This window comes from Devosia psychrophila (genome assembly GCF_000971275.1).
Taxonomy (GTDB): domain Bacteria; phylum Pseudomonadota; class Alphaproteobacteria; order Rhizobiales; family Devosiaceae; genus Devosia; species Devosia psychrophila.
Genome location: NZ_LAPV01000147.1, coordinates 25,520 through 38,399, shown reverse-complemented (window position 1 = coordinate 38,399; position 12,880 = coordinate 25,520). Strand labels below are relative to the sequence as shown.

Annotated in this window: 12 protein-coding genes; 10 read left to right on the top strand and 2 right to left on the bottom strand. The window is 61.8% G+C overall.

Annotation, left to right across the window (positions count from 1 at the left end; translation table 11 throughout):
* Positions 1 to 83 precede the first annotated feature (83 nt).
* Positions 84 to 2,351, top strand: coding sequence for a GumC family protein (locus WH91_RS16345; RefSeq protein ID WP_046172073.1), 2,268 nt, complete (start codon positions 84 to 86; stop codon positions 2,349 to 2,351).
* Positions 2,352 to 2,364: 13 nt separating this feature from the next.
* Positions 2,365 to 3,405: a polysaccharide deacetylase family protein gene (locus WH91_RS16340; RefSeq protein WP_046172072.1), complete on the top strand. Its 1,041-nt coding sequence runs from the start codon at positions 2,365 to 2,367 to the stop codon at positions 3,403 to 3,405.
* On the opposite strand, the gene WH91_RS16335 is transcribed toward WH91_RS16340, so the two are convergent.
* The gene (locus WH91_RS16335; protein ID WP_046172071.1) at positions 3,406 to 3,612 is read right to left on the bottom strand and encodes a DUF2842 domain-containing protein; all 207 of its coding nucleotides are present in this window, start codon (positions 3,610 to 3,612) and stop codon (positions 3,406 to 3,408) included.
* A 78-nt stretch (positions 3,613 to 3,690) separates the two neighbouring features.
* Between WH91_RS16335 and WH91_RS16330 the strand changes: the two genes are divergently transcribed.
* The 4 genes from WH91_RS16330 (at position 3,691) to WH91_RS16315 (ending at position 6,573) form a co-directional block, all read left to right on the top strand.
* Positions 3,691 to 4,761: a COX15/CtaA family protein gene (locus tag WH91_RS16330; protein ID WP_046172070.1), complete on the top strand. Its 1,071-nt coding sequence runs from the start codon at positions 3,691 to 3,693 to the stop codon at positions 4,759 to 4,761.
* Between the two features lie 149 nt (positions 4,762 to 4,910).
* Positions 4,911 to 5,375, top strand: coding sequence for a 50S ribosomal protein L13 (rplM, locus tag WH91_RS16325; protein WP_046172069.1), 465 nt, complete (start codon positions 4,911 to 4,913; stop codon positions 5,373 to 5,375).
* A 1-nt stretch (position 5,376) separates the two neighbouring features.
* Complete coding sequence (rpsI, locus tag WH91_RS16320; RefSeq protein WP_046172068.1) at positions 5,377 to 5,859, top strand: 30S ribosomal protein S9; 483 nt, start codon at positions 5,377 to 5,379, stop codon at positions 5,857 to 5,859.
* A 78-nt stretch (positions 5,860 to 5,937) separates the two neighbouring features.
* The gene (locus WH91_RS16315; protein ID WP_046172067.1) at positions 5,938 to 6,573 is read left to right on the top strand and encodes an SdpI family protein; all 636 of its coding nucleotides are present in this window, start codon (positions 5,938 to 5,940) and stop codon (positions 6,571 to 6,573) included.
* Positions 6,574 to 6,593: 20 nt separating this feature from the next.
* Here WH91_RS16315 and WH91_RS16310 read toward each other — a convergent pair whose 3' ends face one another.
* Positions 6,594 to 7,910: a glycosyltransferase gene (locus tag WH91_RS16310; protein WP_046172066.1), complete on the bottom strand. Its 1,317-nt coding sequence runs from the start codon at positions 7,908 to 7,910 to the stop codon at positions 6,594 to 6,596.
* A gap of 413 nt (positions 7,911 to 8,323) precedes the next feature.
* Here WH91_RS16310 and WH91_RS16305 point away from each other — a divergent pair, with 413 nt between their 5' ends.
* The 4 genes from WH91_RS16305 to WH91_RS16290 all read left to right on the top strand — a co-directional run bounded on the left by WH91_RS16305 (position 8,324) and on the right by WH91_RS16290 (position 12,838).
* Complete coding sequence (locus tag WH91_RS16305) at positions 8,324 to 9,538, top strand: LL-diaminopimelate aminotransferase (RefSeq protein ID WP_046172065.1); 1,215 nt, start codon at positions 8,324 to 8,326, stop codon at positions 9,536 to 9,538.
* Positions 9,539 to 9,943: 405 nt separating this feature from the next.
* Positions 9,944 to 11,284 carry a homoserine dehydrogenase gene (locus WH91_RS16300; protein WP_046172148.1) on the top strand — a complete coding sequence of 447 codons (1,341 nt, stop codon included), beginning with the start codon at positions 9,944 to 9,946 and terminating at the stop codon, positions 11,282 to 11,284.
* 37 nt (positions 11,285 to 11,321) lie between these two features.
* Positions 11,322 to 12,308: a class II fructose-bisphosphatase gene (gene glpX / locus WH91_RS16295; protein WP_046172064.1), complete on the top strand. Its 987-nt coding sequence runs from the start codon at positions 11,322 to 11,324 to the stop codon at positions 12,306 to 12,308.
* 68 nt (positions 12,309 to 12,376) lie between these two features.
* Complete coding sequence (locus WH91_RS16290; protein WP_143078120.1) at positions 12,377 to 12,838, top strand: cupin domain-containing protein; 462 nt, start codon at positions 12,377 to 12,379, stop codon at positions 12,836 to 12,838.
* Positions 12,839 to 12,880 lie beyond the last annotated feature (42 nt).

The following is a 12,880-nucleotide window of genomic DNA, read 5'->3' as shown; positions in this document are numbered from 1 at the left end:
GCGCCGTCTGCTATCTCTGCGGCGCGTTTACCAAATACTTACTACGCGGTGACAATAACTGAGGCGATAACCGAGGAAGCAAAATGACCTACGAGTCACCAGAGGCGCAGGATGCGCGCATCGACGTCGCCGCACTGTTTGGCGGTGTCGTGCAGCGCCTCCCAAGAATTTTGCTGGTTACGCTGGCGCTGCTGGCGCTGACGTTTGTCCTGCTCCTCTTCGTGCCGCGCTCCTACGACTCCTCGGCGTCGATTTTGGTTGAGCCCCGCGGCAACGTCTACTCGCGTGCCCTCAACGAGCAGGCGCCATCATCGAGCGGCGGCGAGGCCGGTGTGGTTTCCAGCCAGATCGAGCTGATCAAGTCGCGCGATACGCTGCTCAAGGTCATAGACCTGCTTGATCTGCGCTCGGTGCCCGAATTCAACGGCGCCGGTAGCGGCGGCTTCTCCCCGATGAGCATGGTTACGCGCCTGTTGGGCCGCGGCGCATCGACGCCCATGAGCATCGACGAAACCGTGCTCAATTCCCTCTATGAACGCCTGAACGTCAGCCAGGAGCGGGACTCACGCCTGATCTCCGTTGTCGTCAGCTCGACCGATCCGCAGCTGGCGGCCGATATCGCCAATGCCGTTGCCAATGCACACGTAACCCGCCGCGCCGAACTGTCGCTCTCCGATACCGCCGAGGCATCGGCCTGGCTGCGCGACGAGATTGCGAAGCTGCGCATCACGGTGACCGACGCCGAAACGGCAGTTGCCAACTTCAAGGTCGACAATGACCTGTTTATTGGCTCGAACAACACCAGCCTGGCCGATCAGCAGGTCTCTGCTGTCGCCTCCCAGATTACCGCTGCGCAGGAGCGCAAGAACACGGCGCTGTCGCGTGCGGCCCTGATCCGCACGATGCTCGGAAACGGACAGTCGATCGATGGCGTCGCCGACGTGCGTGGTTCCGTGGTGATCCAGCAGCTTAGCCAAGAGAAGGGCCGCCTGCAGGGCGAGAAAGCCCAGCGCGCCGCAACCTTGCTAAACAACCATCCCGCCATTCAGGCACTCACTGCACAGATTGCCGAGCTGGATAAGCAGATCGGCATCGAGGGGCGTCGCGTTGCCGATGCGCTCGAAGCCGAGGCTCAGGTCGAAGCCGGGCTGGAGGCTTCGCTGCAGGCTGACCTGACCCGCGCCAAGTCGTCTTCGTCGAGCGTGACGCAGGACACCGTCACCCTCGACGCATTGCAGCGCGAGGCCAAGGCACAGCGCGATTTGCTGGAAGGCTATCTGCAGCGCTACAGCGAAGCCGTGTCCCGCACCGATACCAATTCGGCGCTACCCGACGTGCGCGTCGTCAGCATTGCCGCCCCGTCGGTTACCCCAGCCTCGCCAAAGACCGCGCTGCTGCTGATATCGGTCGGCTTTGTGTCACTCGCAGTCCAGGTTGGCCTGGTGATATTTGGCGACCTGACGTCCGGCCGTGCCATCGTGAAGGTGCGCCCGCCTGAGGAGCAGGACGAACTCGACGAAGCTGCAGTTGTCGCCGAGGAAATGGAGCCGGACGCAGCCGTAGATTACCCCGATGCCTATGCCGTTGCGCAGCCTGAAGCTCCATACGTGACACTTGCAGAGGTCGAGCCTGTTGCCGTCATCGACGACGCCCCGGTGCAGGAGCCAGCTATTCAAGGCTTCAAGCAGCGCTTCTCGCGTCTTGCAAACATGCGGGGCCAAATCGCTGCGAAGGTCGAGCATGAGGTTGCGCCCAAGGCTCCTGAGCCAGTCGCAACAGTCGCCACGCCGCCGCGCCCGGCTGTAAGTCTGGTGCAGTTTTCCGAGCTGGCTTCGGACCTTGTGCTGGGTCGCACGCATCTGGTCATCCTCGCGGCCACCAATGCCAACGCAGACTGCGAACTGCTGGCGGAAGAACTCGCCGAGGACGCTCTCGCCCGCGGCTTGAGCGTGGCTCTTGTCGATGCCGGCAGCGCCCGCATTGCCGACGCACCTGGCCTCACCGATCTAAGCGCCGATACCGCCAGCTTTGGCGATGTCGTGCACAAGTCGGCCGATAACAGCTTTGCCGAAGTGCCGTGGGGCACCGGCCGTGTGCTGTCTCGCAGCTCCACCAAGCCACTGACTTTGGTTGAGGCTCTGGGCGACATTTATGAGGTTGTCGTGCTTATAACGGGTCGTGTCGGCATGAACTCAAGCTTGCCGTTCTTCAGCGGTATCGACGGCCGGCTGGTGCTGGTTGCCGGGCCGAACGACGATCTCAATGCGGTCGCTGAAAAACGCCAGATGCTGCTCGATGCGGGCTTTGAGCGTTGCGAAGTCGCGACCGCCCCCACCCGGGTTGCCGCCTGACGGGAACCGTCGCATGTCGATGAAATATACGGCCATCCGGGCCATGTTCGAGGCAATGTGGCTGTCGCGGCTGCCCCATCTTATCCGCAGCTTGTCATCGTCGCGTGGGGTGATTTTCACCCTGCATCGCGTGCTGCCGGATGAGCCTGCGGATTTTTCGCCCAATGCGATCCTGCAGGTGCAGCCAGACTTTCTCGACTATGTCATCGAGCGAGTGCGCGATCTCGATCTCGACATAGTGTCTCTCGACGAAGCGCTCGAACGACTGGCGGCGCCCAAACCCGGCAAGCGGTTCGTGGTGCTGACCTTCGATGACGCCTACAAGGACAACCTTCGCCACGCGCTGCCGATCCTGCGTCGGCATGAGGCGCCGTTCACGCTCTATGTGCCGACCGCGATGGTCGATGGCGTCGGCGAGCTGTGGTGGCAGGCGATCGAGGACATCATCGCCCGTCAGGAGGCCATCGCGCTGACTTCGGGTGGCGAAACCGACTATGTCGATACGCTGACCACCTCGGAAAAAGCCGAGGCCTTCAATGCGCTATACTGGCAGATGCGCAACATGCCCGAGGCCGAACGGGTCAAGCTGGTGCGCAGTTTTGCCACCTCATATGGCTATGACCTCGACAAGCAATGCCGCGAGCTGATCATGGACTGGCAGGAGCTGCGGCTGTTTGCCGGCGATCCCCTTTGCACCATCGGCGCCCACACCGTGCATCACTACGAACTGGCCAAGCTGCCGCTGGAGAAGGCCCGTAACGAAATCGTGCAATCTGCCGATATCCTGATGGCGCAGTTCGGCCAGCGCCCGATCCATCTCTCGTATCCACTTGGCGGACCGCTATCGGCCGGTCAGCGCGAATTCGACCTGGCGCAGGAGCTCGGTTTCCGCTCCGCCGTCACCACGCGCCCCGGCGGGCTCTATGCGCGCCACGCGAAGACGCCACACGCTTTGCCGCGTATTTCGCTCAACGGTTACTTCCAGTCCCGCCGCTATGTCGATGTTTTCGCGACTGGCGCGATCTTCTCGGCCATCGGCAGGCTCACCGGCTGATCAGGCGTCGGGCTTTGCCATCCAGCGGATGATCGCCATTGCCGGATACAGCCAGCCCACGCCCGCGACGATGAAATACGGCATCAGGATCCAGATCGGCAGGTCGGGCGGAAACGCCAGATAGACAGAGGTGAACACCGATAGCCAGGCTATGATCGAGCCGAGGGTCAACAGGATTCCGAAGGCTTTGCGACTACGCTGGGTCATGTGCGGCAACGCGGCTATTGCGGGGATGGTCAACCGGGAATACCACTCCCGGCCACTGACCGACACCGGGAAACGACCGTGACCACCGCCCAAAATGCCGCACTGAGTGAATCTCGTTTTGCCAACGATCGACTCCGCCCCGTGCGCATCTGGCTTTATGGCATGGCGGCCTTCGTGCTGCTGATGGTGATTGTCGGCGGCATCACCCGGCTCACCGAGTCTGGCCTCTCGATCACCAGCTGGAAACCGATCTCCGGCACGCTGCCGCCGCTCAATGCCGCGCAGTGGCAGGCCGAGTTCGACGCCTACAAGCAGATCCCGCAATACCAGGTCAACAATAGCTGGATGTCACTGGACGACTTCAAATACATCTTCTTCTGGGAATACCTGCACCGCCTGCTGGGACGTGTCCTCGGTGTGCTGTTCGCCATCCCCTTCGTGGTCTTCCTGATCCAGAAGCGGTTCACTCCGCAGCTAGCCTTGCCGCTGTTTGCCTTGTTCATCCTCGGCGGTTTCCAGGGGCTGCTCGGCTGGTGGATGGTATCGTCGGGCCTCACCGAGCTGACGTCCGTTTCGCAATATCGCCTTGCCGCGCATCTGACGGCGGCCTCGCTGTTGTTCATCGCGCTGATCTATGTGCCGCGCTCGCTTGAGCCGGGCCGGGTAACCGGCCTTGTCACCGGACAGAACCTAACCTCCGCCATGATCCTGCTGGTGCTGATCATCATGCAAATCGGGGCAGGGGCCTTCGTTGCCGGGCTCGATGCCGGCATGGGCTACAACACCTGGCCGCTGATGGATGGTGCCCTGGTCCCGGACGGTCTCGGCGTCATGCAGCCGCTCTGGCGCAATCTGTTCGAGAACAACCTGACGGTGCAGTTCATCCACCGCACTATCGCCTACCTCATCACCGCCTATGTCGCCGTCCTGCTCTGGCAACAGCATGCCACGGGCGGCTTCAAGGGTGTGCATGGCTGGCTGCCGCGCCTAGCGATCCTCGTGCTGCTGCAGGTGGTGCTCGGCATCATGACGCTATTGCACTCAGTGCCGATCTCGTTGGCGGTCGGACATCAGGCCCTCGCCTTTATGCTGGCCGGCGTCACCATCGCCTATATTGCGGACATGCACCGGGCTCGTCGCCTGCGGTAATATAATACCGCAAACGTAAGTCGTTGATTTTACTGCTATAAAACAAGCCTATTGACGCATCGCAGAATCCCCCCTACACGAACCGCCGAACGTGCCGCTTTCTTCCTTGGATGAAGGCTGCAAGCCCAAATTATCTAGGGAATTCAAGCATGAGCACTTACTCGGCAAAACCGAGCGAGATCGAAAAGAAGTGGATCCTGATCGATGCCAATGGCCTCGTCGTGGGTCGTCTTGCTTCGATCATTGCCGCACGCCTGCGCGGCAAGCATAAGCCTACTTTCACCCCCCACATGGACATGGGCGACAACATCGTTGTCATCAATGCCGACAAGGTGAAATTTACCGGTCGCAAGCTCGACCAGCACAAGTTCTACTGGCACACCGGCTTCCCCGGCGGCATCAAGGACCGTACGGCCCGCGAAATCCTCGAAGGCCGTTTTCCAGAGCGCGTGCTCGAGAACGCCGTTCGCCGCATGATGCCTGGCGGCCCGCTGACCCGTGCCCAGCTCAAGAACTTCCGCGTCTATTCGGGCGCTGAGCATCCCCATGAAGCGCAGAACCCGGCTACGCTGGACGTTGCTGCGATGAATCCCAAGAATGCGCGGGTGAAGTAATATGGCTGAAACCATCAACTCCCTCGAAGAACTCGGCACCTCGACCGTTGCTCCTGTGATCAACACCGCTCCGGTGCACACCCAGAAGCTCGACGCGCAGGGTCGTGCCTATGCAACCGGCAAGCGCAAGAACGCTGTCGCTCGCGTCTGGATCAAGCCGGGCAAGGGCACTGTGGTCGTTAATGGCCGTGAGTTCGCTACCTACTTCGCTCGTCCGGTTCTGCAGCTGATCGTCAAGCAGCCGATCGTCGCGACCGAACGCACCGACCAGTACGACGTTGTCGTCACTGTTGCCGGCGGTGGTCTTTCCGGCCAGGCCGGTGCCATTCGTCACGGCATCTCCAAGGCGCTGAACTTCTTCGAGCCGGGCCTGCGCCCGCTGCTGAAGAAGGGTGGCTTCCTGACCCGCGACAGCCGCGTCGTCGAACGCAAGAAGTACGGCAAGGCCAAGGCCCGCAAGTCCTTCCAGTTCAGCAAGCGCTAAGCTTCGAATTCAGATCATGCAAAGGGCCGGGAAACCGGCCCTTTTCTTTTGCCTCGCACAGCCCATATCCACCACGCCATGCAAATCCTCGTCACCCGTTTTCATCTGCTGCTGCTGACCGTAACGCTGGCGCTGACAGGCGTGGGCCTGTTTCGCATTCCGGCCGACTTTCTGTTCCCCGCCCATTGGGCCGGCAGCGCTGCCGACTGGCTATGGCCGCGCAATGCCATGTTGGTGGCCCCAATCATCCAAGCCGTGCTGCTGGTAGCGTTCTTCGCGCTCGGCAAGTCGCTGACCAAAAACCACTATGCCAAGACCCAGCACATCTTCGACCCGATGCTGACGTTCCTGATGCTGCTCGTCGCCGCCTGCCAGCTTGGCATGCTGCTGACAGGTATAGGCTCTGACCTGGATTTTATCCGCGTTACCGGCTTTGGCCTGGGCGGCGCGCTGTTACTGGTAGCAGTCGTGCTGTTCGAGGCAGAGCGGCATACCTATGCCGGCCTGCGCATGCCGTGGCCCATCCGCACCGACAACGCCTGGCGGCTGGTTCATCGAGTCGCCGGAATAGCCTTCGGGCTGGCCGCCATCGGCCTCGCAATGCTGGCGTGGCTGGACGCCGGGGCAGGGATGCTGGTTCTTGCATACGCAGCTGCCGTGCTGATCCCCCCGGTGCTGGCCGGGCTCGCGACGTTGGCAACGCGAAGGCATTAAGGGTCCGGCCTTGCGGCCCCTTAGCCTACCAGCTTCAGCGGCGCCTTGACTTTCCTGGCCTTTTTGATCGTCGGCACGCGCGGCACATAGCTGGTCATGACGCGCTCAATGACCTTGATGGCCTTTTCGATGCCATCTTCGCCCTGCAACTGCTCGGCTATCTCGGCGGCGTTGCGGCGATAGTCTTCGTTCGTCGTGAGGTCGGCTAGCGCACCGGCGAGGATTTCCGAGGTCAGCTTGCGCAGCCGCACGGGCTTGGGACCGCACCCGAGTTCATAGACGCGACGGCCCCAATAGGGCTGATCGACTGCCTGTGGCACGACGAAGGTCGGACGGCCGAGATGCAGGCCCGCCGAGGTCGTGCCGGCGCCGCCATGATGCACGACCGCCGACACATACTTGAACAGCTTGTCGTGCGGCGCCTTCTCGATGGCAAATATGCTGTCAGGCAGATCCTGCGGATTGATGCCGCCCCAACCGCGCGCCACCACGGCACGGCCGCCCCACAGGGCGACCGCTTCCTTCAGAATCTTGGTATTGCGCTCGGCGCCGAACGGCATCGAGCCGAAGCCGATATAGACCGGTGCCTCGCCTTCGGAGAGGAACTTCTGGAATTCGGCCGACGGCTGCCAGTCGGTGCTATCCTTGAGCTGCCAGTAGCCGGTGACGATGGCACTCTTGGGCCAATCGCGCGGACGCGGCGAAACCACCGGCGAATACGGGTATAGAGTGGTCATCGCCGTACCGTCGGTATTGCGGAAGAAGCCGCCCTTCTTGCGCGCATCGAGACCCATCAACTCCCGGCGCAGCTTGTTGCGCGGCAGATTGTAATAAATCTGCTGCACCGACATCGTCGCGTAGCTCAGCTTGTTGAAAGCCGGGCCAAAATCGGCGCCGTAATAGATGCAGAGCGGGAATTCACTGGTCGAGTTCAGCGGCTGCAGGGCCACCATGATGGCGGGGATATGCAGCGCCTCGGCAATGTCGATGCCGAAGCTGGTGTTCATGTTCAGGATCAGCATGTCGGCGCCCTGGCACATATCCCAGGCGTGACGCGCTGCGGTATCGACGATCTGCTGACCTTGGCGCAGCAGGGAAGGCCCGTTGATGAGCATGGACTGGCTCATCGCATTTTCGAATCGCTGCTGCGACAGGAAGGCCTGAATCGACGGTCCCAGCGTGTGGAACTCGAGGCCATGCCCCTCGACCATGACCTGGAATTCTTCCGAAGCCCCAAGGACAACAGAGTAGCCACGCTCCTTGAGGGAGATAGCAAGGGCCAGATAGGGTTGAACGTCGCCTTGCGTGCCGATCGTGACGAGGGCAATGCGCTTCAAGATTTTACCTCACCATATGCCGCTCTGGAGCCGAAGGTTGGCGTCCCCGGGACCATTTACAATAACTGACAGAGGAATTATGAACGGCTTGTCGATAGCTGATTTCCTTACAAAAATCACGTCCGAAGGGCAAGGGACATGCAGTCTCTGTACACTGTTGCAAAGGTTGGAGCCTCGCTCGCCATTGGTGCAGTGGCTGCGGCCGTCCGTTTGGCGGCGGCGAACGCCCGCTAGCTCTTCCCGCGTGGCCCAAGCCGGGCCGGGAAGAGCCGAACACCATATCACGGCCCGTAATGGGCTGTTTAACCCGTTCACAACCATAATTCCGCGATAATCCACGCCTCAAAGAGAGGCGTAGCGCGTCAGCGCGTCGCGGCCCAGTTCAGGTCCCTGGAAGGACCGTCGAGGAAATCATGAGCGAAGACTTCCATAAGATCCGCCGTCTTCCCCCCTATGTCTTTGCCCATATCGACCCGCTCAAGGCCAAGGCGCGCGCCGAAGGTGTCGATGTCATCGATCTCGGCATGGGCAATCCCGATATGCCGACGCCGCAGCACATCGTCGAAAAGCTGCAGGAAACCGTCAAGGATGGCCGCACCCATCGGTATTCCAGCTCGCGCGGCATTCCCGGCCTGCGCAAGGCCCAGGCCAGCTATTACGGCCGCCGCTTCGGCGTGAAGCTCAATCCCGACACCCAGGTCGTCGCGACGCTTGGCTCCAAGGAAGGCTTTGCCAACATGGCCTCGGCCATCACGGCGCCGGGCGATGTGGTGCTGGTTCCAAACCCCACCTATCCGATCCATTCCTTCGGCTTCATCATGTCCGGCGGCGTCGTTCGTTCCATGCCCGCCGATCCCAACGAAGACTTCATGCGCTCGCTGGATCGTGCCGTGCGGCACTCGATCCCCAAGCCTATCGCGCTGGTGTTAAACTATCCGGCCAACCCGACCGCCTACACGGCCGACCTCGATTTCTACACCGAGGTGGTCAAGTACTGCCGCGCCAATGACATTTTCATCCTGTCCGACCTGGCCTATTCCGAGATTTACTTCGACGCCGACCAGCCGCCGCCATCGGTCCTGCAGGTGCCCGGTGCCATCGACATCACGGTGGAATTTACCTCGATGTCCAAGACATACTCCATGCCCGGCTGGCGCGTCGGTTTCGCCGTCGGCAATGAACGCCTCATCGCGGCGCTGGCGCGGGTAAAGTCTTATCTCGATTATGGTGCCTTCACCCCGATCCAGGTTGCGGCGACAGCTGCGCTGAACGGTTCGGACGATGTCATCGAAGAAGTTCGCAAGGTTTACAAGATGCGCCGCGACGTGCTGGTCGAAAGCTTCGGCCGCTCCGGCTGGGACATTCCCGTACCAAAAGCCACCATGTTTGCCTGGGCGCCGATCCCCGCGCAGTTTGCCCATCTCGGCTCGCTGGAGTTTGCCAAGCTGCTGATCAAGGAAACCGGGGTCGGCGTCGCGCCGGGCGTCGGCTTCGGCGAATATGGTGATCAGTATATCCGCCTCGCTTTCGTCGAAAACGAACAGCGCATTCGCCAGGCTGCCCGCAACATCAAGAAGCTGCTCGGCTCCAAAACCGGCTCCGGCAACGTCGTCCCGCTGGTCGGCTAAAGTCTCTTCCGTCACCGCCTATCCATCCCACCCACGCTTTCTCCCTCGGGCTTGACCCGAGGGCCACTCTCCCCACGGCCCAAGCGGCGAACGACCCCCGGGTCAAGCCCGAGGGAATACAGCAAAGTAGCCGTGCCATCTCCATCTAACCCTGCCACCAAATAAAGCCTTGGTCGGCCGCAATGCCGTCCAAACTCCTATTGACGGCTAGGCGAATTCCTATGCAGATGCGCCACCATGAGTGACATTGCTTCCTTCCGCCATGCCGTCGAAACTTTCATCTCAGCCCGGGGTTGGACGCCGACCCGTTTCGGCCGCACCGTGGCGGGCGATCCGCTGTTTGTGTTCGACCTGCGGGAGGGCCGCGAACCACGTTCCGATACGCGGACGCGAATTCTCAAGGCAATGCAGGATTTCGGCGATGGCCAAGCCCAGGCGCCGTTGCGCGTTGGCGTCGCCGGCCTCGGCAATGTCGGGGCGACACTGGTGCGCATCCTGCAGAAGGATGGCGCCGAACTCACCAAAAAGCTCGGTCGACAGCTGGTCGTGACAGCGGTTGCCGCGCGCTCGCGTTCTCGCGACCGTGGCATTGATATTTCCGGCCTCGAGTGGTTCGACGATCCGGTGGCTTTGGCCAAGTCCGACGGCATCGACCTGTTTGTTGAACTGATCGGCGGCGAAGACGGCCCGGCTTTTGCCGCCGTCAAAGCTGCCTTGCAAATTGGCCGTCCGGTCGTCACCGCCAACAAGGCCCTGCTTGCAAAGCATGGCGTGGCGCTGGCCCGCATGGCCGAGGAATCCGGCGCTCAGCTCGGGTTTGAAGCCGCTGTTGCCGGTGGCATCCCAGTCATCAAGACACTACGCGAAGGCTTGGGCTCGGCCAAGATCGCCAAGGTTTATGGCATCATGAACGGCACCTGCAATTATATACTGACTCGCATGGGCAACGAAGACATCAGCTTCGCCGATTGCCTCAAGGACGCGCAGGCACTCGGCTATGCCGAGTCCGACCCGACCTTCGATGTCGAAGGCTTCGACACGGCGCACAAGCTGTCGATCCTCTCGACGCTCTGCTTCGGCTACGAGATCGCTCCCGACCAGATCCGCGTCGAGGGCATTTCCCGCATCACCCAGCACGATATAAAGGTGGCCGCCGAGCTTGGTTACAAGATTAAGCTGCTCGGCATTGCCCAGCGTACCGATGAAGGTATCGAGCAGCGCGTGCACCCGACTTTCGTGCCCAAAGGCTCAGCCATCGCCGGCGTCGATGGCGTGATGAACGCCGTGGCGCTCGAAACCGACCATGTGCATGAGCTGCTGCTGGCCGGTCCCGGCGCCGGTGGCCCGCCCACGGCGTCGTCGGTGCTGTCCGATATCCTCGACATCGCCCGCGGCACCCGCGTGCCGCCGCTGGGCGTGCCGAGTGAGGAACTGCTGCCCTATAAGCAGGCGCCGATGCGTGCCCACGAGGGTGGGTACTACATTCGCCTCAATGCCAAGGACGTGCCCGGTGCTCTCGCAGCGATCACGACGCGGATGGGCGAGCGGGGCATTTCCATCGACAGTGTCATCCAGCGGTCGGATTTGAACGCTAAGGCAGTCTCATCCGATGGCGCGCCGACGCGGACCGTAGTGATGATCACTCAACAGACTTTGGAATCATCGGTACGTGAATCGCTTGCACAGATCGCCGCTGACGGGTTTATCGTGGGTGAACCGCAACTGATCCGGATCGAAACGTTCTGACACCCGATCCCGGGCCAAGTCAGGCCCGGGAGGACATATGAGACTGAGCAAGGTCGAGGGTGATAGAAGCCCCGCCAATCTGCATCGCAACCTGACCCTTGAACTCGTGCGCGTCACCGAACGCGCCGCCATCGCCGCCGCCGAATGGCGCGGTAAAGGCAACGAACAAGCCGCCGACGAGGCCGCCGTCAAGGCGATGAAGTCCGAACTCGACACGGTCGCAATCTCGGGCCGTATTGTCATCGGCGAAGGCGAAGAGCACGAATGTGATGACCTGTTCATCGGCCAGCACGTTGGCGACGGGCAGGGGCCTGAAGTCGATATCGCCGTGGACCCGCTCGAAGGGGTCACGCTCTGCGCCAAGAACCAGCCCGATTCCATCGTTGTGCTGGCCATGGCCGAACGCGGCGGACTACTCAACGTCGCCCGCAACGTCTACATGCACAAGATTGCCATCGGTGCTGAATACGCCCCGGGCACCGTCCATATCGACTGGACGGCAACCGAAAACGTCAAGGCGCTTGCTAAAGCGAAGGGCGGTCCGCTCAGCGAAATCACCGCGATCGTGCTTGACCGTCCGCGCCATGCGAGCCTGATCGAGGAACTGCGCACCACCGGCGTCGCCGTCAAGCTGATCAGTGACGGCGACATTGCCGGCGTCATCCATGCGGTCAACACCGAAGACACTGGCATCGACATCTATCTCGGCTCCGGCGGCGCCCCCGAAGGCGTGCTGGCCGCTGCGGCCCTGCGCTGCATCGGCGGCCAGATGCAGGGCAAGCTGATCCTCGACACCTCGGCCAAGCGCGAACGCGCCATCGCCATGGGTATCACCGACGCCAACCGCATCTACGATGTATCCGAACTGGCCTCCGGCGATGTGCTCGTCGCCGCCACTGGCGTCACCGACGGCACCCTGCTCGACGGCATCCGCCTCCGCCGCAACTCGGTCGAAACCAACACCATCGTCATGCGAAGCTGGAGCCAGACAGTCCGCTGGATCAGGGCGCAGCACGCGAGGTGAGGCGAGCCTTGACGTCCGTCGGCAATGAGCAGACGCTGCAGCGCTGTCGTTGCGATGAGGTGCAAGCCATGGACACCGTCGATCCGGCCATTCTCGTGCGCCACGACGCCGACCGCTTCGACCGGCCGGTACAATTTCTCAACGGTCGCTTCGACATCAAGCTATCGACTGCCGACAGCGGCGGCAAAATTTTCGTCGTCGATACGGTGCGCAGCGGCCATGGTGGCCCGCCGCTGCACTACCATCACGATCAGGACGAGTGGTTCCTGGTGCAGGACGGCCGCTTTCGCATTCAGGTCGGCGAGGCACTACACGAGCTCGGGCCCGGCGATACCATCCTCGGCCCCAAGGGCATTCCCCACGCTTTCCTCAACCTGACGCCTGCCGCGAGGCTGCTGGTCGCCTTCTTACCTGCCGGTTCGATGGAAGCCTTTTTTGCTCATGCCTTGCTCGATCCGCGCTCCGAGGAATTTCGCGCCCTGAGCCGCAAGCACGGCATGGAGGTGGTCGGGCCGCCACTGTCGCTATAGGCGCCCTTCCCACCACCGTCCAAATCGCCTACCTCTCCCTCC